This is a genomic window from Acinetobacter guillouiae (assembly GCF_002370525.2).
GTDB lineage: Bacteria > Pseudomonadota > Gammaproteobacteria > Pseudomonadales > Moraxellaceae > Acinetobacter > Acinetobacter guillouiae.
In genome coordinates this window covers 4,287,808-4,311,960 of sequence record NZ_AP014630.1, presented here as the reverse complement: position 1 = coordinate 4,311,960, position 24,153 = coordinate 4,287,808, and the positions used below count along the sequence as shown (strand labels likewise).

Here is a 24,153-nt window from a genome sequence, read left to right as displayed (position 1 = left end):
CAGTTAGACTAATATCAAAGTGAGTAATCAATTTAAACTATGGATATTACGCTAAGACTTGCGACTGAAGATGATATTGAGGTTATTTTTGATATACGAACATCAGTCAAAGAAAACCATTTGTCAAAACAACAACTGACTGAACTGGGTATCACTGAGTCGGTCATATTGGATTTAATTCAAAATACTTCGACTGTCTGGCTTGCAGAGCTGCAGCATCGAGTGTGTGGTTTTTCGATCGCAGATTTAACCGACGGTAGCGTATTTGCCATGTTTGTTCACCCTGATTTTGAAGCCAATGGTGTCGGAACTGCGCTTTTGAAAAAAGCAGAAGATTTATTATTTGAATATTTTCAAGAAATTTGCTTGGAAACCGATCAAAAAAGTCGTGCTTTTGAATTTTATCTGCGACAGGGTTGGCGTGTTTCAGCGTATTTTGATAATGGTGATGTGAAAATGCTCAAGACACGATAACGTTTTGTCGCAGGATGGATGAGCTATTTTTTGTACTGAACTTTTATAAAAAGCACTTTAAAACGGTTTTCTCTATAAAAAGTAATATTTCCCTACAAAAAGTCGTTTGGAGCTTTGGCAAAACAAGGTAATAATGTGCAGTTACTTTTTTTGCTTAAACTGAAATCATAATTATGTCTCATATTTCTGTATTACTACATGAAACTGTCGATGCTTTACTTGCAGATCGCAATACAGGAATTTACGTTGATGGGACATTTGGGCGTGGTGGACACACTCGTTTATTGTTGTCTAAGTTAGATGAACATTCAAAAGTTTATGCTTTTGATAAAGACCCACAAGCATTAGAAGTGGCATATCAGTTAGAAAAAGAAGATCCTCGTTTTAAAATTATTCATGCCAGTTTTGCAGATTTACAACAAGAATTAAATCAATTAGATATTTATCAAGTCGATGGAATTATGGCAGATTTAGGGGTGTCATCACCACAGCTAGATCAAGCAGACCGTGGTTTTAGTTTTATGAAAGATGGACCACTTGATATGCGTATGGATAATTCTCAAGGACAAACAGCCGCAGATTGGCTAGTGGATGTAGACGAAGAACATTTGGCCAATGTGATTTTTCAATATGGTGAGGAACGTTATAGTCGTCGTATTGCACGTGCGATTAAGCAAGCAGGTTATATTGAAACCACTGGAAAATTAGCGGAAATTGTGAAAGTTGCACATCCTAAGTGGGAAAAGAATAAACATGCTGCGACACGGACATTCCAAGCTATTCGTATTGAAATTAATAAAGAACTCGATGACGTACATACCTTTTTACCTCAAGCCGTAGATTTGTTAAAATCAAATGCACGTTTGGCCGTCATTAGTTTCCATTCACTTGAAGACCGAATTATTAAACAATTTATTCAAAAAGAATCAACGTTGCCAGAAGATAATGGCTGGGGATTACCTCAAAAAGTACAAGATACTCGTCGACTGAAAAAAGTTGACAGAGTCCGTGCCAGTGAGGAAGAAGTCAAAGCCAATCCTCGCTCACGTAGTGCTTGGCTTCGAGTTGCAGAACGCTTAGAACAAAAAGGCGCAGAATGAAACAAGAAATTATAGAAGAATCAAGTCATAAGCTGGCAATAAAAAAAGCGATTGTTTATGGCGTATTGGTTGTTGCAGTGTTGATCAGTGCCTTTATGGTGGTGTTGCAAGTCTTTGCTTATCGTCATGATTTTCGTGATTTAAATAGCTATATGCGTGAACGTGAAGATATCAATGCGGAATGGGGGCGTTTGCTCATTGAACAACAAACATTTGGTGCAACTGCGCAAATAGGAACACGTGCCGTAACACAATTGAGAATGTATTCACCGCCAGCTGCGCAAACAGTTGTCATTTCATTACCAACTGAATCAGAGCAGAAGAAGTAAGGCATCTGTATGGCAGATAAGCAAACTAAACCGACTCGGCAGCCACGTAAAAAGCAGCCTTCCATTACCCAGAAAAGTACTGTATCGATAGATATGTGGCGCTTCTATTTAATGTGGGGCGTGGTGCTTTTATGTTTTGTCGGCTTGGTCGGACGTGCATTTTATGTGCAAGTGATTAATAAAGACTTTTTACAAAATAAAGCCAATGCCAACATTCTACGTTCTGAAACATTAAAAGCCATGCGTGGTGTGATTAGTGATCGTCATGGCGTGCCCTTGGCAATCAGTTCTCCAATCATGAAAGTGGTGATTGATCCACGTGAATATTTTGAGACTAAAAAACAGTTTGATACCATCACGGCTGAATTACAGAAGACACCTAACAGTCGTAAACTCAAACGCCAATTGCCTGATGAGAATTTAAATTTAGATGAATTGGCAGATGCGGTCGGTCTTGATCGTGCAGACTTAAAAAAACGTTTAAATGAACGTCCACGTTCTCGTTATTTGGTACTTAAAAAAGAAGTTCCGCCACCACAAGCAGATTTTATTACCCAACATAAATTTGCTGGCGTTTATGCCGAGAAAACCTATAAACGTTACTATCCTCAGCCGCAACCCAATGCGCAAATTATTGGTCTCACCAATAGTGAAGGGACGGGGATTGAAGGTTTAGAGATGCAGTTAAACTCCCGTCTGGCTGGTGAAGATGGTGAGCAAAAGATTTCTCGTGATAAACATGGTAACCGTATTACCACCCCTGAAGTTGTAAAAGAAGTGAAAGCAGGGGAGAACATCACCTTAAGTATCGATTCACGTTTGCAATATATTATGTATCGTGAGTTGACTGCGGTGGGTGTTGCCAATAATGCACGTTCTGCTTCTGCAATTGCTGTGGATGTAAAAACGGGCGAAATTCTGGCTATGGCGAGTTGGCCTTCTTATAATCCCAACGATAAAAATGGCTTAAGTAATAAAGATGCCATGCGTAACCGTGGTGCAATTGACATGTTTGAACCTGGTTCAACCATGAAACCTTTTACCATTGCAGCGGGTTTAGAAAGTGGCAAATATACCCCAAACTCGGTGATTAGTACCAGCCCAGGTTCGATGCGTTTAGGTTCACATACCATTCGTGATACGCATAACTATGGTTCGTTGACCGTCACTGGTGTGATTATTAAATCCTCGAACGTCGGTTCGGCAAAAATTGCTTTGTCTTTACCAAAAGAAACCTTGCCAAGTTTCTTTAGAAAGGTCGGTTTTGGTCAGCGTTCAGCGGTTAAATTCCCGGGTGAGAGTGGAGGTTTAGTGCTTCCACCTGAAAAGTTAAATTCTTCGCAAATTGGTACAATGGCTTATGGCTATGGTCTAAATGCGACGATTTTACAGTTGGCGCAAGGCTATGCCATGTTGGCCAATCATGGTGTGGAATATCCTTTAAGTCTCTATAAATTAAATGATCAGCCCAAAGGTAAACAGGTTTTAGCGCCTAAAATTGCTGATGAAGTTTTGTTGATGTTAGAGCAAGTTACGATGCCTGGTGGTACTGCAAAACAAGCCAATATTCCTGGTTATCGCGTGGGTGGTAAAACAGGTACAGCACATAAGTTGCGTCCTGACCATAGAGGTTATTCCAATACTGAATACCGTGCTTTATTTGCCGGTGTGGCACCGATTAGTGATCCTCGATTGGCGGTTATTGTTGTTGTCGAAAATCCGCGTGGACAATACTACGGTGGTTTGGTTGCCGCTCCAGTGTTTGCCCGAATTATGCAAGAATCTTTACGTTTAATGAATGTGCCTTTAGATAAACCTCTTGAAACGGCTAAGGCCAAGCCATAGGTAAACTATAATGATTAATTTTCAAGATATTTATAAAGTTGATAATACAAAGGCTTGGATGTCTGAGTCATTTAATGGCTTTTCTCTAGATAGTCGTTATGTACAACAAGGGCAAATTTTTATTGCTTTGACCAGTTATTCGCAACCAGAAAAAACCGCACAATTTGCTCAAATCGCTTTAGACAAAGGCGCATTGGGCATTATTAGTGAAACAGATTTAGGCTTTGAATCTGCATTGATCTGCCCAGATGTGCGTCACTTGATGGGACAATGGCAAAAACAATATTTACAAGCGACATCCCCAGTAAAAGCTGCGCGAATTCTTGCAGTCACAGGAACCAATGGTAAAACCACGATTTCACGCCTCGTTGCTGAATTACTGGCATTACAAAATAAAAAATGTGCAGTGATGGGAACTACGGGGAATGGGATTCTGCCAAACCTAGAAGCATCTTCGCATACCACTTTAGATGCGTTGCATTTACAAAATCTTCTGCATGATTTTGCTATGCAAGGTGCTGAATTCGCTTCAATTGAAGCAAGTTCACATGGTTTGGAACAAGGTCGTTTAAATGGTTGTGATATTGAGATTGCTGCATATAGTAATCTAAGTCGAGATCATTTGGATTATCACGGGACGCTTGAAGCCTATGCTGAAGCGAAAGCGTTACTGTTTAAATTTGCTGCGTTAAAAGTTGCAGTAATTAACATAGACGATGCGCATGCCGACCTGATGATGAATGCGGCAAGCAGTAATCTGTCACATCCGAAAGTATTGACTTATTCAACCTCTAAAGCGGCTGATTACCAAGTATTTGGGATTAAATATAGCCTAGATGGGGCAATATTCCATCTCAAAACAGCCAAAGCTGAATTTACCGTGAATAGCCCATTGCTTGGGCATTTTAATATTGAAAATTTGGTGGCCAGTTTAATTGTTGCTGAACAAGCAGGTTTTGATTTAAAACAACTTATCGCAACTGTACCCAACTTAAAAGGTGCACCTGGACGTATGCAGGTGATTCGTGATCAGGATCGTCTGTTTGTGGTGGATTATGCACATACACCAGACGCTTTAACTCAGGTTTTAAAAACCTTGAAACGCCATGTTGAAAATCAGCTTTGGGCTGTCTTTGGTTGTGGTGGTGATCGAGATCGCGGTAAACGCCCATTGATGACCAAAGCAGCTTTGGAACAAGCCAATCCCGTGATGATCACATCAGATAATCCGCGTACAGAAAATCCTGAGCAAATTTTTGCCGATATGAAGCATGAAATTGATTTTAGCCAGCATGAGGTTCACGAAATTCGTGATCGCCGTGAAGCAATCAAATATGCAGTAAAGCATGCCCAATCAGGTGATATTGTTGTGATTGCCGGAAAAGGGCATGAAAATTATCAAGAAATTGATGGTGTTCGTCATTGGTTTGACGATGTCGTTGAAGTGCAATCGGCAATAGATGCACAACACCATAAACCCAATTCAGCTTATCCAGCTCATTAGGAATAAGAGATGCACACCTCTACCACCAGTACTGTGCCTTTGGAGCCATGGTCAGCAGCACAACTTGCTGAAGCAACTCAAGGTTATTGGTATTTAGATCAAGCACCACAAGGTGAAATTAAACGTATTTTGACTGATTCACGTCATGCTGAATTAGGTGATGCTTTTTTGGCGCTCAAAGGTGAGCGTTTTGATGCACATGATTTTGTTGCTCAAGTGGCTGCGAATGGCTGCCAAATTGCCATCGTGAGCCATCCTGTTGATGTAAATATCTGTCAACTTGTCGTGGCAGATACACGTTTGGCATTGGGGCATTTAGGCGCGTATCGTCGTGCTCAACATCCACAATTAAAAGTGATTGCACTTACAGGCAGTAGTGGCAAGACCACCACCAAAGAGATGTTGGGGAGTATTCTTTCACGTTTAGCGCCGACCTTGATTACACGTGGCAATTTAAATAATGATCTTGGTGTGCCAATGATGTTATTGGAGCTGCGTTCAGAGCATCAATATGCGGTGATGGAACTTGGTGCAAGCCATCAAGGTGAAATTGATTACACCTCAAATCTTGTGCAGCCACATGTTGCCGGTATTTTAAATATTGGAACTGCACATTTAGGCGAATTTGGTGGACGTGATGGAATTTGCCGTGCCAAATCTGAAATTTACCGTCATATTGATCAAGCTGGAACAGCAATTGTTCCTGCTCAGGATGATTTTACCGATACGATTCGTCAAGTGATAGACACTGAGCAAGTGTTAAGTTTTGGTCAGGGTGGTGAAGTCTTTGCGACAGATGTTCAGTTACACGCACAGTCTGCAATCTTTACCCTTAATACACCTCAAGGCGCAAGAACAGTCAATCTTCCTTTTGCAGGCGAACATAATGTCCATAATGCAGAAGCAGCGACTGCATTTGCCTTGGCGATTGGCGTTGATTTAGAAGATATTGTGATCGGCTTGGAGTCGGCACAAGGTGCAAAAGGGCGTTTGAATTTTATTCATAAGCATAAGCACTTATTTATTGATGATACCTATAATGCCAACCCGACTTCAATGCGTGCAGCAGCTGAGGTACTTGCGCAACAGCAAGGCATCAAAGTGATGGTGATTGGCGATATTGGCGAACTGGGTGATACTGCTGCGCAGCAACACTATATGTTGGGTCGTGATCTAGTTTCAGTGGATGGGATCCAATTTGTTGTCGCGGTAGGGGAGTTTGCTCCTGCTACACAAGAAGGTGCGCGAAGCACTCAATATGGTAAAAAATTACAAGCTTTTCTTAGCCAAGAACAAGCTTTACCTTTATTGTTAAGTTTAATTGCAACACATCAACCACAGTCCATGAGTTTCCTGTTTAAAGGTTCTCGCTATACCCATATGGAAACGTTGATGGCTGATTTGATGGAGAAAGTTTAATGCTGTATTGGTTATTTCAACACTTGGCGGGTTATGAGAACGCGTTCCAAGTTGTTCGATACTTATCGTTACGAGCATTGCTCAGTGTACTGACTGCACTTGCGATTGGTTGGGCCTTGGGACCAGTCATGATCCGTAAATTACAAGCGCTCAAATATGGTCAGGCTGTCAGTTCATATGCACCCGAAAATCACGCCAAAAAAATGGGTACGCCAACAATGGGCGGGATTTTAATTCTGCTTTCAATCGGGATCAGTACCTTGCTTTGGGCAGATTTATCCAATCCTTATGTATGGATCGTCTTGGCTGTTATGGTGATCTTTGGTGCTGTAGGTTGGGCGGATGATTGGATTAAAGTCCGTTATAAAGACAATGCGGGTTTACCTGCCAAGAAGAAATTCTTTTGGACTTCGGTTGGCTCTTTGGGGGCGGGTATTGCGTTGTATATCATTGCAACTCAGCAAGACAGCCCTGTACATACAGCGAATATGCTGGATTTATTGATACCATTTTTTAAAAATCTGAGTATTCCATTGTCCTCAATTCCATTGGGTATTGGCTTCATTATTTTTACCTATCTGGTAATTAATGGTGGATCAAATGCAGTGAATTTGACAGACGGTTTAGACGGTCTGGCGATCATGCCGATTGTTTTGGTTGCTGCAGGTTTAGGTGTTTTTGCATATTTGGCAGGTGATATACGCTTTGCCAATTATTTACATATTCCCTATGTAAAATATACCTCTGAGCTGGTGATTATTTGTGCTGCAATGATTGGAGCAGGCTTAGCATTTCTTTGGTATAACGCGCATCCTGCCCAAGTCTTTATGGGAGATGTCGGTGCATTATCATTGGGTGCAATGCTGGGTACTATCGCGGTAATGGTTCGTCAAGAGATCGTCTTTGCAATTATGGGCGGGGTCTTTGTGGTAGAAGCAATCTCGGTATTCTTACAAATCGGATCATTACGTATGCGCAATAAACGTGTATTTCTTATGGCACCATTGCATCATCATTATGAGAAAAAAGGCTGGCGTGAGACTCAAGTGGTGATCCGTTTTTGGATTATCACAATTATGCTGGTAGTTTTAGGTCTAATGACATTAAAATTACGCTAAGCCAAAGTGATTTGAAAAGTCGGCATTTGCCGGCTTTTTTATGGCCTAAAAATATCTTTTGGAGAATACAATGAATTTGTTGATGTGCCCTGTATGTCGTGAGGCATTGAGCCTATCGGATCGGACTTGGCGCTGTGTAAATAATCATAGTTATGATGTGGCAAAACAAGGCTATGTAAATTTACATGTAGTACAACATAAGCATAGTAAAAATCCAGGAGATACGCCTGAATCTGTACAAGCACGACGTGGATTTTTAAGTGGTGGATTTTATGCACCTTTACAGCAAGCCGTTGTTGAGAAAATTCGTGGGTTAGGTGTTGAAAACCTATTAGATATTGGCTGTGGTGAAGGCTATTATACCGATGCAATGCAGCATGAAGTGATGCAATGTATAGGGGTTGATATTGCAAAAAATGCGGTTCAGGTTGCTGCAAAACTCAATAAAGATGTGACATGGATTGTGGGGACAGGTGCGACTCTACCAGTGTTGGATCATTCGATTGATTTGTGTACCAGCTTATTTAGCCCGATCCCAGAAGAAGAAATACTCCGAGTACTTAAGCCAAAGGCTTATTTGATGGTGGTAACACCAGCCCCTGAGCATTTATATGCCATGCGTGAGGGCTTGTTTGACGAAGTCAAAGCCCATGAACCAGAAAAGTTTGTCACGCAATTACAAGCATCTTTTGAGTTAATAGAGCAGCCGATTATCGAAACAACGTTTGAGTTGGACCAAGCGCAACTCAAAAATCTGATTGCGATGACCCCTTATGCTTATAAAGCAAAACCTGAAAAGCGTTTAGTTTTGGAAGCACAAGTTAAAACGACGTTAAAGGCAGCCTTTCAAATTTATATTTTTCAGAAAAAATAATAAAAATCTAAGCCATAAAAAATGCCATCAATCGATGGCATTTTTTATTTGAGAAACTAATTATTGAACTTCATTAATCAAATTCTCAAGAGAATCACTTTCTCGTTTCGCACTGCCTTGATTCATTGCAGGCGGTGTTACTTTGTTCGGTTTGAGCGGTTGATCTGTACCTTCATCAGGTAAGTCTTCAAAGTCATTTGATGAATTACGTGATGGTGTAACAGGCGCAGGTTTAAAGATTGGACGTGCTAAAGGTGGTGATGAACCATAGCCTTCGTTTTGAGTCGCACCTTCAACTTGTGTTTGATTACGTTCTTCACGAGAAATTGGTGCTTTGGCATTTTTGTCAAAATGTACCCAAGCAGATGGTGTATCTTTTAAGGCTTTACCCATAAAACCAGTCCAAACTGGCAGTGCTGCGATCCCACCATATTCGCGACGGCCGAGAGTGGAAGGCTGGTCAAAACCGACCCAAGCAATCGCAACTAATTTGCCGTTGAAGCCAGCAAACCACGCATCTTTAGCATCGTTGGTTGTTCCTGTTTTACCGCCAATGTCATCGCGACCAATTTTAAGTGCTGCACGACCAGTACCATGCACAATCACATCACGAAGAATATTTGCCATATCAAAAGCAGATTGTGATTTTAAAATCCGTTGTGCTTGACGATATTTACTTTGTTCTTCTTTGCTTAATGGGGTTTGAACCTCATCCACTGTAAGGTTTGTACTTTCAATGGCTTCGTCATCAGGGGTGGTTGCAGTATTGGCTACAGTTTCTTTTTGATTGATACATGGAATACACGCATATTCAGGCGCTGCTTCATAAATGGTTTTGCCATAAGCATCCTCAATACGACTGATGAAATGTGGTTGAATGCGATATCCACCATTGGCAATTGCGGCATAGCCTGTCGCCATTTGAACAGGAAGTACTTGTGGAGTACCCAGCGCAATCGTGAAATTACGCGGAATTTGATCTTCTTGTAGGCCAAAATCCATCAATAATTGGCGCGCACGTTCTACACCTACGCTTTGTAATAAACGCACAGAAACGGTATTACGAGATAAGTACAACGCACGACGCAAAGGAATCATGCCTAAATAACGGCCATCAGAGTTTTTAGGTGTCCAGCGACCAATAGTGATTGGACTGTCATTAACCATGGTGTAAGGGGTCATACCGCGTTCAAGCGCCAGTGCATAGATAAATGGCTTAATGGTTGAACCCGGTTGGCGCCAGCCTTGTATTGCGCGGTTAAATTTAGATTGGTAAAAGTTGTATCCACCCACCACTGCTTCAATTGAACCATCATTGGGGTTGATTGCAATCAGTTGGCCTTGTGCTTTCGGGGTTTGAACCAATGACCACGCAGTTTTATTTTCATTGGGACGTAAACGGATAATATCTTTAACAGTTACAATCTGCGAAGCACGGCTTGGTGCTCCTCCAACGGCATTGGCATTGATATATTTTCTTGCCCAAGACATACCGGACCAAGGCACAGTCACTGTTGAACCATCTTGCATTTTGGCATCAAAACTATTGCTGCCTACTTTGATGACTTCTGCAGGGTAGGTATTGGCATAAGGGATGAATTGTTTTAAAGGTTTATCATGTGCTTCAGCACCACGCCATCCATGACGACGATCATAATCTTCCAAGCCTTTTTGTACTGCATCTTCTGCATATTGTTGGCGTTGGCTGTTTACGGTTGTATAAACTTTATAACCTGAATCAATTGCTTGTTCACCAAACTTTTCAACCAATTCTGAACGAACCATTTCGCCTACATAGGGAAATCGATTACTTAAGCCGCGATCTGGCATACTCAGGTTAATTGGTTCAGCGACAGCTTTTTCGTATTCTGCTTGTTTAAGATAGCCGAGTTGTAACATACGACCTAGAATCCAGTTGCGGCGTTCTAAGGCGCGTTCAGGATTCACTACAGGATTGTATTTTGACGGTGCTTTAGGTAAGCCTGCAATCATCGCCATTTGTGCGACACTGAGTTGATCTAAGCTTTTGTCATAATAAATTTTTGCAGCAGCAGCAATACCATAGGCATTTTTACCCAAAAAGATCTTATTGACATATAAAGATAAAATTTCTTCTTTGGAAAGATTTTGTTCTATTTTACGTGCCAAAAAAACTTCAGTAAGTTTGCGCTTAAGTGTTCGTTCAGGGGATAGATAATAATTTTTAGCCACCTGCATGGTAATTGTTGAGCCGCCTGTTTGTACATTTGACCCAGTAACACTTTCACTCACGGCACGCCCTAAGCCTTTAAAGCTAATCCCGCTATGTTCGAAGAATGATGAATCTTCAGCAGCAAGGAAGGCATGAATGAAATGCGGCGGGATCTGATTGTACTCAACAGGCACCGAAAGCTTGCCACCATATTCAGCGATCAGCTGATTATCTGCTGAATAAACTTGCAAAGGTTTAAGCAATGGCGCCTTTTTTAAAGAGCTCATTTCTGGTAGTGATGGGGCAATATATAGATACATTCCATAAAAGCCCATCGGAATTGCGACTAAAATAATGATAATCAGCAAAAAAAAGGGATGAATATAACCTGAACAAGATAGCTTTTTCATAACAAGTAAGTTTTAATAATAGCTAATGGCAAACTAATTGCGTTCAGTATAGCTTCTCATGTGATGGATTGTTAGATGGGATATTGTATCTGTAAAAAATTAAGACCAAATGCAGTCGGTTTGTGTTATTTATTGGGGATAAAAAAATAATAGGAAATCAATCGTGCTTAGACTATATCGTAAGCCAAATAAGGGGTTAATAGGAGTAGATATTAGTTCTACTACTGTAAAGATTTTAGAGCTCTCTGTTAAGAACGGTCGTTACTGGGTTGAAAGTTATGGATTAAGTCCACTGCTGGATGGGAGTGTTGTTGAGAAAAACATTCTTAATCCTGAAGCAGTTGCTGATGCGTTGGAAAGAGCAGTCAATATTGGCAATCCTCAATCGCAAAATGTCGCGGTTGCTGTACCTACATCTATGGTGATTCACAAAATCATCGAAATGGATGCAGATATGTCAGATGAGGAAAGAGAAGTTCAGATTCGAATGGATGCTGAACAATATATCCCTTTCCCACTGGATGAAGTCAGTCTAGATTTTGAAGTGTTAAAAGATAAGCTGGCAAATCCAAATCGAGTCAATGTGTTACTTGTTGCAACACGTGCAGAGAATATCGATTCTCGTGTTGAAGTTTTAGAAATCGCGGGCTTATCACCTAAAATCGCAGATGTAGAAAGTTATGCAATTGAGCGTGCTTTTGATGTCTTTTCCGATACCTTGCCAATTGGTGTAAATCTTGTGGGTATCCTAGATATTGGTCATACCATGACCACTTTATCTGTGATGCAAAATGGCAAGATCATTTATACCCGAGAGCAAGTTTTTGGTGGCAAGCAGCTGACTCAAGATGTACAGAACCGTTATGGTTTGTCTTATGACGAAGCTGGTCGTGCCAAAAAAGATCGGACTTTACCTGACGATTTTGAAACAGAAGTCTTGATGCCGTTTTTAGAAGCAGTTGTACAACAAGCTGCTCGCTCATTACAGTTCTTCTTTTCATCTTCTCAGTTTAACGAGATCGACCATATTTTATTGGCGGGTGGTAATGCCAATATTCCTGGTTTGGCAAAATTATTACAACAAAAACTCGGTTATCGCGTCACGATTGCAAATCCTTTCTTGCAAATGGGGTTTTCACCACAAATTGACTTAAAAAAAATAGAAAATGATGCACCTTCTTTAATGGTTGCATGTGGTTTAGCTTTGAGGAGTTTTGATTAATGGCAAAGATTAACTTACTCCCTTGGCGTGATGAGCTAAGAGAACAGAAGAAGAAGCAATTCGTTGCGATATGTGTTGGGGTTGCACTGATTGGTTTAGTGACAGTGTTATTGGCGTGGTTCTATTTCGACCATAAGTTGCAAGATCAGGAGCAAGCCAATCAATTGGTGACCAGTACCAATCAAAATTTAGATACCCAATTAAAAACTTTAGATGGTTTACAAGAACGTCGTAATGCCATTATTGAACGTATGAAACTGATCCAAGGCTTACAAGGTCAGCGTCCTGTGATTGTTCGCCTCGTTGATGAGTTGGTTCGAATTGTCCCTGCACAAATGTACATCACAAAATTTAGTCGTGTGGGTGATAAATTTACCATTGAGGGCAAAGCTGAAAGTCCAAATACAGTTGCTGAATTGTTGCGTGGATTAGAGGCGTCTGAATGGTATCGAAATGCATTTATGAATTCATTCTTAGCTGCAGATGAAAATAAAAATAAAGTGCAGACTTCGGTGATCCCTCGTGTAGAAGAATCATATGGAAGTTTTGTTGTGACTGTAGATATCGGTGAAATAGCAGCGACTACAGATGGGGATACAACGAAAGCTGGACAAGTTCCAGCTGCTGGGGGTGCAAAATGAGCCGTGAAGATTTTGAGCAATTAGAATCATCTGTAAATGATGCTCCAAAAAAGAACAAGATGACTGTTGAGAAGTTTTTTCAACAGTTCAATACCTTGGATATGAATAACTATGGCAGTTGGCCTTTATCCGTTAAAGTCACCTGTTGGGTATTCTTGTTTTTTTTGGTGTGTGCAATTGGCTATTTTTTAGCAATTAGACCTAAATTAGATGCAATTGATCAAGCACGTACAGTTGAACAAAACTTATTAAATGAGTTTAAAGAAAAAGACTCTAAATTAAGAAACTTGCAGCAATATCAAGCACAACTGCAACAAATGGAAGCAAATTTTAATCAGCAATTAGAGCAACTTCCTAAAGAAACTGAAATTCCGAGTCTGGTTGAAGATATTAACGTGACAGGGGTAAGTTCTGGTTTGAAATTTAAAAATATCAAATTAGAACCAGAAGTGAAGCAGGAGTTCTTTATTGAGCAGCCGATCTCTATTGATGCAACAGGGGATTATCATTCATTTGGCAGTTTTGTAAGTAGTTTGGCTGCTTTACCACGTATTGTCACTTTGCATGATTTCACAATTACAGGAACACCTAGTCAAGACAATAAATCTGATGTGCCAGTGATTGACTATACAATTAAAGCAAAAACCTATCGTTATATCGGTGCTGATGAACAGAAGATAAATAAATCTGCGAATGCTGTAGCACAGAAAACAACGACACCTCAGCAAGGAGGGAAGCCACAATGAACCAGCTCAGTAAAATAGTTTGTGGAATCTCATTTGCAATGCTGTTGGTGGGGTGCGATTCTCGTATTGATGCCGTTAACCAAGAAATGGCAAATATTAGAAATCAGCAACCATTGCCGATTGAACCTGCACCAGTATTTAATCCTGTACCAAGCTTTAATTATTCAGCTCAACAATTACGCAGCCCATTTTTGCCAAGCTCATTGGCAAATGAATTGAAAATCATGTCAGGCAAGCGTGTCTACCCGAATTTTTCAAGACAACCACAGCCGCTTGAAAGCTATCCTTTAGAGTCGTTAACACTGAAAGGAAGTATGAAAGGAGCTGTTGGGCAAACAGTGGGGTTGATTCAAACACCTGATGGTGAGATTGAGCGGGTACAACTTGGCAACTACATGGGTATGAATCAAGGGCGAATTATTGAAATTACGCCGACCCGTATTGATTTATTGGAAATTGTTCCAGATGGTCGAGACGGTTATATAGAAAGACCACGGAGTCTAGTTCTAATCGGTCCAATAGATTAAAACGGAATAAAGGAATAAAAATGAAAAAGAGTTTGAAAAATATCTTTAACGGGGATGGTAAGTTTATGAATAGTCAACTTCGTCAATTTACTATGGCGGCAGTGTCAATTGCGATTATGCAGGTTGCAGCAGCGCAAACAACCATGACCAATATTGTACCGATGAAAATACCGGGGCAAGGTACAGAAATTCGTGTGATGTTTAATGGCTTACCGCCACAGCCTCAAGCCTATCAATTGGATAATCCATCGCGACTGATTTTGGATTTTGATCAGGCGAAGCAAACGATCAATCAGTCGTCTATTGCTGTGGCGAGTGAAGAAGCGTCGACTGTGGATATTGCGGCCGATGATCAACGTTCACGCTTAACAGTAAATTTAAAAAATAGTGGTTCTTTTACAACGCGTGTTGAAGGGAATACCTTTATTTTAAAGATTAACAATGCCAATCAAGCTGCTGCTTTACCGACTTATGCAGCATCTGCATCTATACTGAATAAGCAAAATCAAGGCATCGCAGATATCGGTTTTCAGCGTGGCAATGCGGGTGAGGGGCAGGTTATTGTAAATCTGTCTGGTGCAAATACACCTGTAGATGTGCAACAACAGGGCAGTAAAGTTGTTATTCGAACCTTAGGGAATAAAATTCCAGCACATTTAATTCGTCGTTTAAATGTCAATGATTTTGCGACCCCAGTTTCTTCTGTGGATGCTTATAATGATGGTTCCAATGGTGTAATCACCATTCAATCTTCGGGGAGCTATGAATATATGGCTTTCCAAGCGGAAAATAAATTGACCGTGAGTTTAAAGCGCCCTGTAGAAAATAAAGCAAATCGTCCCAATGTGAGTCAATCTTATACGGGTAAGAAAATCTCACTGGATTTTCAAGATATTGAAGTACGCCGTGTGCTACAGCTGCTTGCTGATTTTACCAGTATTAATATGGTGGCTGCGGATTCAGTTCAAGGTAATATCACTTTACGTTTAAAAGATGTACCTTGGGATCAGGCCTTAGATATTATTTTAAAAACCAAAAATTTAGATAAGCGCCGTAATGGGAGTGTGATTTGGATTGCGCCTGTCACCGAGCTGATTAAAGCAGAAGAAGATGAAGCCAAAGCAATAGCACAAAGTGTAAAATTAGCACCAATTCAAACTGAATATATTCAGCTTAATTATGCAAAAGTTGCAGAAGTTCTTAAATTGTTACAGGACTCTAGAAACCCTAAAGGTGCGCAGACAAATAATACCAATAATACAGATTCTTTAGCTTTAGAAAGTCTACTGAGCTTAAGAGGAAGTGCGGTTGCAGATACAAGAACAAATACATTAATTATTAATGATACTGCAAATAATATTGATAAAATCCGTAAAATGATTGATCTATTGGATATTTCGGTAAAACAAGTCATGGTTGAAGCACGTATTGTTCGTGCTACGACAGATTTTACCAAAGAAATGGGGGTAAAGTGGGGCATTTTATCTCAAGGGATTACCAAGAATAATGATTTGCTGGTTGGTGGAAGTGATCAAACACTTTGGGATTTAAAAACCCCAGATAGTAATGGCAAATATACCATTACTCGCCCTGATAATTTAAATGTCGATCTTGGTGTGACGACTGCGGGTGCAAGTAAGATTGCATTTGGTTTAATTAGTATGTCTGATTTTATGTTAGACCTAGAATTATCTGCATTACAAGCTGATGGTTATGGGGAAGTGATTTCAACACCAAAAGTAATGACTGCCGATAAACAAAAAGCCAAAGTTGCTTCGGGTCAACAAATTCCATATCAGTCAACGCAAACTGCAGGAGGCAGTGCCGTTGCAACAACTGAATTTAAAGATGCTTTGCTCAGTTTGGATGTTACACCAAGCATTACTCCAGAAGGGAAAGTACAAATGCAGCTAAATGTCACAAGTGACTCAGCTGGTCAAATAGTGAATGGAAATGTGGCGATTAACAAGAATGAAATCAATACCAATGTCTTAGTCGATGATGGAGAAACCGTGGTATTAGGTGGCATTTTTGAACAAGAAACTAAAAACAGTCAGACCAAAGTTCCATTTTTAGGTGATATCCCGTATCTAGGACGATTATTTAGAAAGGATGTAAAGTCTGATAATAAACGAGAGTTACTAATCTTTGTGACACCAAGAATTGTTAATGACAGTCGTACCAGAAATCATTAATATACTTTCAATGAAAGCAATTCGATAGGTGACTCCTTGCCAAGCAAAGAGTTGGAAACCCTACCAAATATTTATTTGGTAGGGCCCATGGGAGCAGGAAAAACAACAGTTGGTCGGCATCTAGCGGAACTGTTAAGTCGTGAGTTTTTAGACAGCGATCATGAAATAGAAAGAAAAACTGGGGCATCTATTCCTTGGATTTTTGAAAAAGAAGGCGAACAAGGTTTCCGTACAAGAGAAACAATCGTGATTGATGAGCTCACATCAAAAAAAAATTTAGTGGTTGCAACAGGTGGTGGTGCTGTCACTCAAGCCATGAATCGAGAATATCTCAAGCATAGAGGTATTGTGATTTATTTATATACCCCTGTAGAAATCCAATTATTACGTACACATCGAGATAAAAATCGTCCTTTATTACAAGTCGAGAATCCTGAGCAAAAGTTAAAGGATCTACTTAAAGCACGAGATCCACTTTATAGAGATGTTGCACATTATATTATTGAAACCAATCAGGGTGCTGCGCGAGATTTAGCGCTGAGAATATTGCAACTGATCGTTTCAAAAGAAATTATTTAGTCAGTAAATTATCATTCATTGTTATTTGGCAGAATCATGCAAACTTTACATGTTGAACTGGGTGAACGTCGTTATCCAATCTTTATTGGTAGTCATTTGAACCCTCAAGAATTACTTGAACCTTATATTCAGGGACATCAAGTGATGATTGTTACAAATACCACAGTTCAACCTTTGTATTTGTCGCACTATGTTGAGGCGATTCAACAATTGGGTAAGCAGGTTAAAACATGTATTTTACCTGATGGTGAAAAATATAAAGATATTCAGCACCTCAATTTGATTTTCGATGCTTTGCTCCAAGCTGGTTTTAATCGTGATTGTACGGTTTTGGCTTTAGGTGGTGGAGTGATTGGTGACATGGCAGGTTTTGCCTCCGCCTGTTTCCAGCGAGGCGTGTATTTTATCCAAGTTCCGACCACATTGTTGTCTCAAGTGGATTCGAGTGTTGGTGGGAAAACTGGAATTAATCACCCTTTAGGCAAAAATATGATTGGTGCATTTCAGCAACCTCAAGTGGTTTTGGCTGATATGGCACAACTCAAAACCTTGCCTGAACGTGAGCTTTCAGCAGGTTTGGCTGAGGTGATTAAATATGCGTTACTGGGTGATGTAGACTTTTTAGCATGGTTAGAAGAGCATATGGATGGGCTGATTGCCCAAAATCCAGAATTATTGGCTGAAGCTGTTTATCGTTCTTGTGCGCATAAAGCAAGAATTGTGGCCAATGATGAGAAAGAGCAAGGTGAACGTGCTTTATTGAATTTAGGCCATACTTTTGGTCATGCCATTGAATCGTATCTCGGTTATGGGGTGTGGTTGCATGGGGAAGCAATTGCAACGGGTATGGTGATGGCTGCTGATTTGTCTCAGCGTATGGGATGGATTTCATCCGATGATCTGGAACGTACAAAAAAAATCATACAACGTGCCCAATTACCTGTAGCATGTCCTAAAATTCCGCTCGATGAATTTTTGGCATATATGTCACATGATAAAAAAGTATTAAATGGTCAACTTCGTTTAATATTGATAAAACAACTCGGCCAAGCCATCATCACTAAAGATTTTGATGTTGAGTTGATGAAACAAGCGATTCTCGCGAATCAGATATAGAAAAGGTTAGTTCCAAATGGCAGCAATTCGTACAAATTGGCAAAATATTCGACAATATATTTGGTTGGTTGGTGGATTAATCTGTCTTTTGGTGGCACTGATTTTTTGGGCAGTGACCGACACCAAAGATCTGGTCACTGTAGTCAATCCGATTGAAGAGTCCCAAGTTCAAATTCAACCTGAAAAAGTTGCGGCAACATCGCATTTAGGCGCTTTGATGGATGAAGTACGTCCACTTGAAATGACCACACGTATTGTGACTGCGGGTAGCCATGATGCAGAATTTCGTGGTACAAAATTTTTTCAAGAAAATAAGAAAGCTTGGACCATAGAGCTATTTAAGACCTCAGATGAAGATGTCATCTTGGGCTTTTTACAGAAACAAGCGGATCGGAAAAATTTTATTTATTTCCGTTTAAGCGGTGAAGATCAAGCAGAGCAATATGTTTTAGCCTATGGTCTATTTAAAAGTGATGATCAGGCCAAAAGCCAGTTACAACAATTAAATTTAAAACTGCCTGCATCTATCCATCCACAAGCGATCCAGTTTGAAAAATATAGTGCTTTAGTCAATGATCTGGGCTCAGATGAAATGGCAAGTGCAAATAAACTCTATCAAGTGAAATTAAAATCTGCACCTTTACCTGTAGTTGATGAAACGCTATTGGCTCAAGCAAAATCAGCATTGTCTTCTTTAACAGGTTCAACTCCTGCAAACCAGACCACCAAAACCACAATTACCCGTCGTGATTCATCTGGCAATGTGGTAGATGTACAAAAGTCGCAATCTCGTGCTCAGCCTTCAGGCAACAGCAAAGAGCCAACAGGTGCTACTGCTGATAAAAAACCAGCTGAACATGAAGTCAGTGATCCATTTAATTAAAATTAGCTCTAAAATGAAGCAGAATTAATTATTTAATTTTATATTTGCACAAAAATGGTGCTATAAATGCCTTTATAAGACGCTTAGAATTTTAAAGAATATCTTTATTTCACTATCTTTTAGTGATTTGGTGAACAAAAATAAAATTTGGCATATTTTTTGCTTTATTGTTGCGCTAATTGAGTTGATTGTCCCTGTTTTGGAGCGAAATGATTCAGTTGGTGTGCGATTTAAGTCTGATTGAGTGCTTTATTTCAGTGCGGAAGTTGTAAAACAATCTTGCAATTAAAGTAAAAACAGACTGGTATTCGATTCTGACTCAGTGGTTTACTTGAGCTAAGAAAATACTTAAAAATCGTAATTGAGTGTTCGAATGTTTTTCGCCCTTTCATGGGCCTATGTAGAAAGAAGGGTACGCTATGCACATGCCATCGCCTAACACTGTAGCTCCCGCTCAAGGTTTATACCAACCGGATGAGTTTAAAGATAACTGTGGTTTCGGCTTGATTGCCCATATGCAGGGTGATGCGAGTCATGATTTAGTCAAGACCGCGATTCATAGTCTAAGCTGTATGACGCACCGTGGTGGTATTGCCGCAGATGGTAAGACCGGTGATGGTTGTGGCTTGCTCTTGGCTATGCCTAAAGCATTCTTCCGTGAAGAAGCAAAAAAGATCAGTGACATTACACTGAGTGAAATTTTTGCGGTCGGGACGATATTTTTAAATTTAGATCCAGCACTTGCGGCCCATGCAAAGCAAATTCTAACCCATGAAATTGAAGAAGAAGGTTGCCGAGTCATTGGTTGGCGTGTCGTTCCAACCAATAATGATGCCTTGGGTTCAATCGCAATGCAGTCTTTACCTGCATTTGAACAAATTTTTGTCAATTGCCCAATGGGTGTGACTGAGGTTGAATTTAACCGTAAGTTACTTATGGCACGTCGTCGTGCAGAACAAAAATTAACAGCAGATCCATATTTTTATGTGACCACACTGTGTTCTACAGTGATCACCTATAAAGGTTTGATGATGCCTGCATATATTGCAGAATTCTATACAGACCTTGCCGATGAACGTTTGGATTCACACATTGTTGTGTTCCATCAGCGTTTCTCAACCAATACTTTACCACGTTGGCCATTGGCACAACCGTTCCGTTATTTGGCACATAATGGTGAAATCAACACCATTACTGCAAACCGTAACTGGGCAGTGGCACGTACACCAAAATTTGAAAACCCATTATTGCCAGGTATTACTGAGCTAAATCCAATTGTAAACCGCACAGGCTCAGACTCATCAAGTATGGACAATATGCTTGAGTTGCTTGTGGGTGGTGGTATGGATTTATTCCGTGCATTACGCATGCTTGTTCCACCAGCGTGGCAAAACGTTGAAACATTAGATGCGGATTTACGTGCATTTTATGAATTCAACTCTAAGCATATGGAAGCTTGGGATGGTCCTGCAGGTCTGGTGATCCAAGATGGTCGTCATGCAATTTGTATGCTAGATCGTAATGGCTTACGTCCTGCCCGTTGGGTGATCACTAAAAATGGTTATATCACTTTGGCATCAGAAATTGGTGTGTGGGGTTATGAGCCTGAAGATGTGATTTCTAAAGGCCGTGTAGGTCCTGGTCAAATTCTGGTAATTGATACCTTGACTGGAAAATTGCTCGATACTAAAGATGTGAGCAATCATCTGAAAAAAATGCGTCCATACCGTGAATGGTTACGTGAAAACTCAGTTCGCTTGCAAGGTAGTCCAGAGCTTGAAGAGTATTTGTGTGATCAAGGCTTAAAAGGTGACGACCTTAAAGCGGCTCAAAAAATGTTTATGGTGACATTTGAAGAGCGTGATCAACTGCTTCGTCCAATCGCTGAAAGTGGACAGGAAGCTGTCGGTTCAATGGGTGATGATACACCAATGGCGGTATTGTCTCGTCAAGTACGTCATGTGACAGACTATTTCCGTCAGCAATTTGCGCAAGTGACCAATCCACCGATTGATCCATTACGTGAATCAATCGTTATGTCATTGGAAACCTGCTTTGGTCGTGAGCAAAATGTATTTGAACAAGGTCCAGAGCATGCAGATCGTTTAATTGTATCGAGCCCTGTACTGTCAAACTCTAAAATGCATCAGATTCGTACCCTTGGTCGTAAAGGTTACGAAATTGCAGATATTGATTTGAATTATCCTGTAGCTGAAGGTCTTGAAGCCGCGATTTCACGTATTTGTGAAGAAGCTGCACAGGCGATTCGTGATGGTAAAACCTTATTGGTCATTTCAGATCGTAAAATCCGTGAAGGCTTTTTACCTGCAAATGCAGCAATGGTGACGGGTGCAATTCATCACTTCTTGATTAATGCAGGTTTACGTACCGATGCAAACATCATTGTTGAAACGGCACTTGCACGTGATGCGCATCAATTTGCCGTGATCTTAGGTTTTGGTGCAACTGCGATTTACCCTTATTTGGCTTATGATGTGATCAATGATTTGATTGCAAAAGGCGAATTATTGGGTGATCCAATTCACGCACAAGCGAATTTCCGCAAAGGTATTGATAAAGGTTTACTCAAAGTCCTCTCAAAAATGGGGATTTCAACAGTCGCATCTTATCGTGGTGGGCAGTTATTTGAAGCAGTCGGCTTATCTGAAGAAGTTGTCAGTAAGTGCTTTACAGGTGTGCCAAGCCGTATTAAAGGTGCAACATTCATTGACCTTGAAAATGACTTAAAAAAACTAGCAGATATTGCTTGGAAAGCACGTAAGCCAATTGAACAAGGTGGTTTGCTCAAGTTTGTCTTTGATAAGGAATACCACGCATTTAACCCTGATGTGATCAATGCGTTGCATAAATCAGTGCGTTCAGGGAATTATGCTGACTTTAAAGAATATGCAGAGTTGGTGAACACCCGTCCAATTGCGACGATTCGTGACTTATTAAAACTCAAAACTGATCATTCTATTCCATTAGAAGCAGTTGAATCCGTAGAAGAAATTCTGCCACGTTTTGACTCCGCTGGTATGTCTTTAGGTGCATTGTCACCAGAGGCACATGAAGCCATTGCGATCGCAATGAATACGATCGGTGGTCGTTCAAACTCGGGTGAGGGCGGTGAAGATCCTGCACGTTATGGCACCATCCGTAACTCTAAAATTAAGCAAATTGCTTCAGGTCGTTTTGGTGTAACACCTGCATATTTAACATCTGCTGAAGTGTTACAAATCAAAGTAGCGCAAGGTGCAAAACCAGGTGAAGGCGGTCAGTTACCGGGCGGTAAAGTGAATGGCTTAATTGCGCGTTTACGTTACTCGGTTCCAGGGGTGACTTTGATTTCACCACCACCACACCATGATATTTATTCTATTGAAGATTTATCACAGCTAATCTTTGACTTGAAGCAAGTCAATCCACAAGCCATGGTGTCTGTGAAACTAGTATCAGAGCCTGGGGTGGGAACAATTGCAGCGGGTGTAGCAAAAGCCTATGCAGATTTCATTACCATTTCTGGATATGACGGCGGTACAGCGGCTTCACCTTTATCCTCTATTCATCATGCGGGTTCGCCATGGGAATTGGGTCTTTCAGAAGCGCATCAAGCACTTCGTGTCAATGACCTGCGTGGTAAAGTACGTGTACAAACTGATGGTGGCTTAAAAACAGGCTTAGATGTGGTTAAAGCTGCGATTTTAGGTGCGGAGAGCTTTGGTTTTGGTTCTACACCAATGATCGCGCTTGGGTGTAAATACTTGCGTATTTGTCACTTAAATAACTGTGCAACAGGTGTGGCAACTCAGCAAGATCATTTACGTCAAGAGCATTATATTGGCGAGCCAGAAATGCTGATTAATTTCTTCCACTTTATTGCGGAAGAAACACGTGAATGGTTGGCTGCTTTAGGTGTTGCATCATTGAAAGATTTGATTGGTCGTACTGATCTACTTGAGATGTTGCCCGGTGAAACGGATAAACATGCACATTTAGATTTAAGTGCATTGTTAGAATCACATCCATCTGCGGAAGGCAAAGCGCAATATTGCCAAGTACAAGGCAATGAACCATTTGATAAAGGTATTCTTGCTGAGAAAATGGTGGCAGAAATGTTACCTGCGATTGAAGCAAGTACTGGTGGTGAGTTCCATTTTACTGTGGGTAACTGTGACCGTTCAATTGGTGCACGTCTCTCAGGTGAAATTGCCAAACGTTATGGCAACCTCAGTATGGAAGCACATCCTGTTAAAGTGAATTTAAAAGGAACTGCGGGTCAGTCATTGGGTGTTTGGAATGCGGGTGGTTTGCATATCAGCCTTGAAGGTGATGCAAACGACTATGTGGGCAAAGGTATGGCAGGTGGTCGAGTATCGATCTTCCCACCAAAAGGTTCACCATTCCAAACTCAAGAAACGGCAATTATCGGCAATACCTGTTTGTACGGTGCGACAGGCGGTAAATTATTTGCTGCGGGTACAGCGGGCGAGCGTTTTGCTGTACGTAACTCTGGCGCGTTTGCGGTCATTGAAGGTGCAGGCGACCATTGCTGTGAATATATGACAGGCGGTATCGTGACTGTACTGGGTAAAGTTGGACACAACTTTGGTGCAGGTATGACTGGTGGTTTTGCTTATGTGCTTGACTTAGATAACGACTTTGTTGATTACTACAACCACGAATTGATTGAATTAAACCGTATTTCTACAGAAGCGATGGAAGAACATCAAGAATTCTTACTTCGTATCTTAGATGAACACATTGCTGAAACAGGTAGTGCTTGGGCGTACAAGATTCGCAACGAGTTTGATTTCTATAGCCGTAAATTCTGGCTGGTGAAACCAAAAGCGGCTAATTTACAAACGCTTTTGAAAACAACTCAAGCAGATCCACAATAATTCCACTACTCAAATTTTAGGTAGGTGTGGATAACTTCGCAGATATACACAAGCGAATGAAGTTATCCACGCTCACCCA

At 40.7% G+C, this 24,153-nt stretch carries 18 protein-coding genes; 17 read left to right on the top strand and 1 reads right to left on the bottom strand.

All coding sequences use genetic code 11. The features are described 5' to 3' along the window. Positions 1–39 precede the first annotated feature (39 nt). From AS4_RS20070 to AS4_RS20035, 8 genes are all read left to right on the top strand, one after another. Positions 40–474, top strand: a complete 435-nt coding sequence (locus AS4_RS20070) for a GNAT family N-acetyltransferase (RefSeq protein WP_096735289.1) — start codon at positions 40–42, stop codon at positions 472–474. Between the two features lie 173 nt (positions 475–647). Beyond that, complete coding sequence (gene rsmH / locus AS4_RS20065) at positions 648–1,574, top strand: 16S rRNA (cytosine(1402)-N(4))-methyltransferase RsmH (RefSeq protein ID WP_034615067.1); 927 nt, start codon at positions 648–650, stop codon at positions 1,572–1,574. Then, on the top strand, positions 1,571–1,903 hold the full coding sequence (gene ftsL / locus AS4_RS20060; RefSeq protein WP_004725407.1) for a cell division protein FtsL: 333 nt from the start codon (positions 1,571–1,573) through the stop codon (positions 1,901–1,903). The genes rsmH and ftsL overlap by 4 nt, the downstream gene beginning before the upstream one ends. Positions 1,904–1,912: 9 nt before the next feature. Further along, positions 1,913–3,748 (top strand): penicillin-binding protein PBP3, encoded by a 1,836-nt coding sequence (gene ftsI / locus AS4_RS20055; protein ID WP_004816649.1) that lies wholly within the window; start codon positions 1,913–1,915, stop codon positions 3,746–3,748. A gap of 7 nt (positions 3,749–3,755) precedes the next feature. After that, on the top strand, positions 3,756–5,252 hold the full coding sequence (locus AS4_RS20050) for a UDP-N-acetylmuramoyl-L-alanyl-D-glutamate--2,6-diaminopimelate ligase (protein ID WP_096735288.1): 1,497 nt from the start codon (positions 3,756–3,758) through the stop codon (positions 5,250–5,252). Between the two features lie 9 nt (positions 5,253–5,261). After that, the gene (locus AS4_RS20045) at positions 5,262–6,671 is read left to right on the top strand and encodes a UDP-N-acetylmuramoyl-tripeptide--D-alanyl-D-alanine ligase (RefSeq protein ID WP_096735287.1); all 1,410 of its coding nucleotides are present in this window, start codon (positions 5,262–5,264) and stop codon (positions 6,669–6,671) included. Further along, positions 6,671–7,789, top strand: a complete 1,119-nt coding sequence (gene mraY / locus AS4_RS20040; RefSeq protein ID WP_004725416.1) for a phospho-N-acetylmuramoyl-pentapeptide-transferase — start codon at positions 6,671–6,673, stop codon at positions 7,787–7,789. Before AS4_RS20045 ends, mraY begins: the two co-directional genes overlap by 1 nt. A 70-nt stretch (positions 7,790–7,859) precedes the next feature. Continuing rightward, on the top strand, positions 7,860–8,663 hold the full coding sequence (locus AS4_RS20035) for a putative RNA methyltransferase (protein ID WP_096735286.1): 804 nt from the start codon (positions 7,860–7,862) through the stop codon (positions 8,661–8,663). A gap of 60 nt (positions 8,664–8,723) precedes the next feature. Here AS4_RS20035 and ponA read toward each other — a convergent pair whose 3' ends face one another. After that, positions 8,724–11,264, bottom strand: a complete 2,541-nt coding sequence (gene ponA, locus AS4_RS20030; RefSeq protein ID WP_096735285.1) for a penicillin-binding protein PBP1a — start codon at positions 11,262–11,264, stop codon at positions 8,724–8,726. Positions 11,265–11,427: 163 nt separating this feature from the next. Here ponA and AS4_RS20025 point away from each other — a divergent pair, with 163 nt between their 5' ends. From AS4_RS20025 to gltB, 9 genes are all read left to right on the top strand, one after another. Beyond that, positions 11,428–12,486 carry a pilus assembly protein PilM gene (locus AS4_RS20025; protein WP_004816660.1) on the top strand — a complete coding sequence of 353 codons (1,059 nt, stop codon included), beginning with the start codon at positions 11,428–11,430 and terminating at the stop codon, positions 12,484–12,486. After that, complete coding sequence (locus AS4_RS20020) at positions 12,486–13,127, top strand: PilN domain-containing protein (RefSeq protein WP_034615056.1); 642 nt, start codon at positions 12,486–12,488, stop codon at positions 13,125–13,127. Before AS4_RS20025 ends, AS4_RS20020 begins: the two co-directional genes overlap by 1 nt. Continuing rightward, positions 13,124–13,873 carry a type IV pilus inner membrane component PilO gene (pilO, locus tag AS4_RS20015; RefSeq protein WP_096735284.1) on the top strand — a complete coding sequence of 250 codons (750 nt, stop codon included), beginning with the start codon at positions 13,124–13,126 and terminating at the stop codon, positions 13,871–13,873. Before AS4_RS20020 ends, pilO begins: the two co-directional genes overlap by 4 nt. Next, entirely contained in the window at positions 13,870–14,400 is a 531-nt protein-coding gene (locus tag AS4_RS20010; RefSeq protein ID WP_096735283.1) for a pilus assembly protein PilP, read from the top strand. Before pilO ends, AS4_RS20010 begins: the two co-directional genes overlap by 4 nt. A 20-nt stretch (positions 14,401–14,420) precedes the next feature. Then, entirely contained in the window at positions 14,421–16,595 is a 2,175-nt protein-coding gene (gene pilQ, locus AS4_RS20005; RefSeq protein WP_096735282.1) for a type IV pilus secretin PilQ family protein, read from the top strand. A gap of 36 nt (positions 16,596–16,631) precedes the next feature. Beyond that, complete coding sequence (aroK, locus tag AS4_RS20000) at positions 16,632–17,174, top strand: shikimate kinase AroK (protein WP_004725433.1); 543 nt, start codon at positions 16,632–16,634, stop codon at positions 17,172–17,174. Between the two features lie 36 nt (positions 17,175–17,210). Continuing rightward, the gene (gene aroB / locus AS4_RS19995) at positions 17,211–18,290 is read left to right on the top strand and encodes a 3-dehydroquinate synthase (protein WP_096735281.1); all 1,080 of its coding nucleotides are present in this window, start codon (positions 17,211–17,213) and stop codon (positions 18,288–18,290) included. Between the two features lie 16 nt (positions 18,291–18,306). Continuing rightward, the gene (locus tag AS4_RS19990; protein ID WP_096735280.1) at positions 18,307–19,173 is read left to right on the top strand and encodes a hypothetical protein; all 867 of its coding nucleotides are present in this window, start codon (positions 18,307–18,309) and stop codon (positions 19,171–19,173) included. A gap of 425 nt (positions 19,174–19,598) precedes the next feature. After that, entirely contained in the window at positions 19,599–24,074 is a 4,476-nt protein-coding gene (gene gltB, locus AS4_RS19985) for a glutamate synthase large subunit (RefSeq protein ID WP_171478428.1), read from the top strand. Positions 24,075–24,153: the final 79 nt, after the last annotated feature.

What these genes read in the sequence shown, in the direction of transcription:
- mraY (WP_004725416.1), top strand. Translation starts at nt 6,671, where the DNA reads ATGCTGTATTGGTTATTTCAACACTTGGCGGGTTATGAGAACGCGTTC.
- AS4_RS20010 (WP_096735283.1), top strand. Translation starts at nt 13,870, where the DNA reads ATGAACCAGCTCAGTAAAATAGTTTGTGGAATCTCATTTGCAATGCTG.
- pilO (WP_096735284.1), top strand. Translation starts at nt 13,124, where the DNA reads ATGAGCCGTGAAGATTTTGAGCAATTAGAATCATCTGTAAATGATGCT.
- gltB (WP_171478428.1), top strand. Translation starts at nt 19,599, where the DNA reads ATGCCATCGCCTAACACTGTAGCTCCCGCTCAAGGTTTATACCAACCG.
- AS4_RS20020 (WP_034615056.1), top strand. Translation starts at nt 12,486, where the DNA reads ATGGCAAAGATTAACTTACTCCCTTGGCGTGATGAGCTAAGAGAACAG.
- pilQ (WP_096735282.1), top strand. Translation starts at nt 14,421, where the DNA reads ATGAAAAAGAGTTTGAAAAATATCTTTAACGGGGATGGTAAGTTTATG.
- AS4_RS20070 (WP_096735289.1), top strand. Translation starts at nt 40, where the DNA reads ATGGATATTACGCTAAGACTTGCGACTGAAGATGATATTGAGGTTATT.
- ftsI (WP_004816649.1), top strand. Translation starts at nt 1,913, where the DNA reads ATGGCAGATAAGCAAACTAAACCGACTCGGCAGCCACGTAAAAAGCAG.
- aroB (WP_096735281.1), top strand. Translation starts at nt 17,211, where the DNA reads ATGCAAACTTTACATGTTGAACTGGGTGAACGTCGTTATCCAATCTTT.
- ponA (WP_096735285.1), bottom strand. Translation starts at nt 11,264, where the DNA reads ATGAAAAAGCTATCTTGTTCAGGTTATATTCATCCCTTTTTTTTGCTG.
- AS4_RS20045 (WP_096735287.1), top strand. Translation starts at nt 5,262, where the DNA reads ATGCACACCTCTACCACCAGTACTGTGCCTTTGGAGCCATGGTCAGCA.
- AS4_RS19990 (WP_096735280.1), top strand. Translation starts at nt 18,307, where the DNA reads ATGGCAGCAATTCGTACAAATTGGCAAAATATTCGACAATATATTTGG.
- rsmH (WP_034615067.1), top strand. Translation starts at nt 648, where the DNA reads ATGTCTCATATTTCTGTATTACTACATGAAACTGTCGATGCTTTACTT.
- AS4_RS20035 (WP_096735286.1), top strand. Translation starts at nt 7,860, where the DNA reads ATGAATTTGTTGATGTGCCCTGTATGTCGTGAGGCATTGAGCCTATCG.
- ftsL (WP_004725407.1), top strand. Translation starts at nt 1,571, where the DNA reads ATGAAACAAGAAATTATAGAAGAATCAAGTCATAAGCTGGCAATAAAA.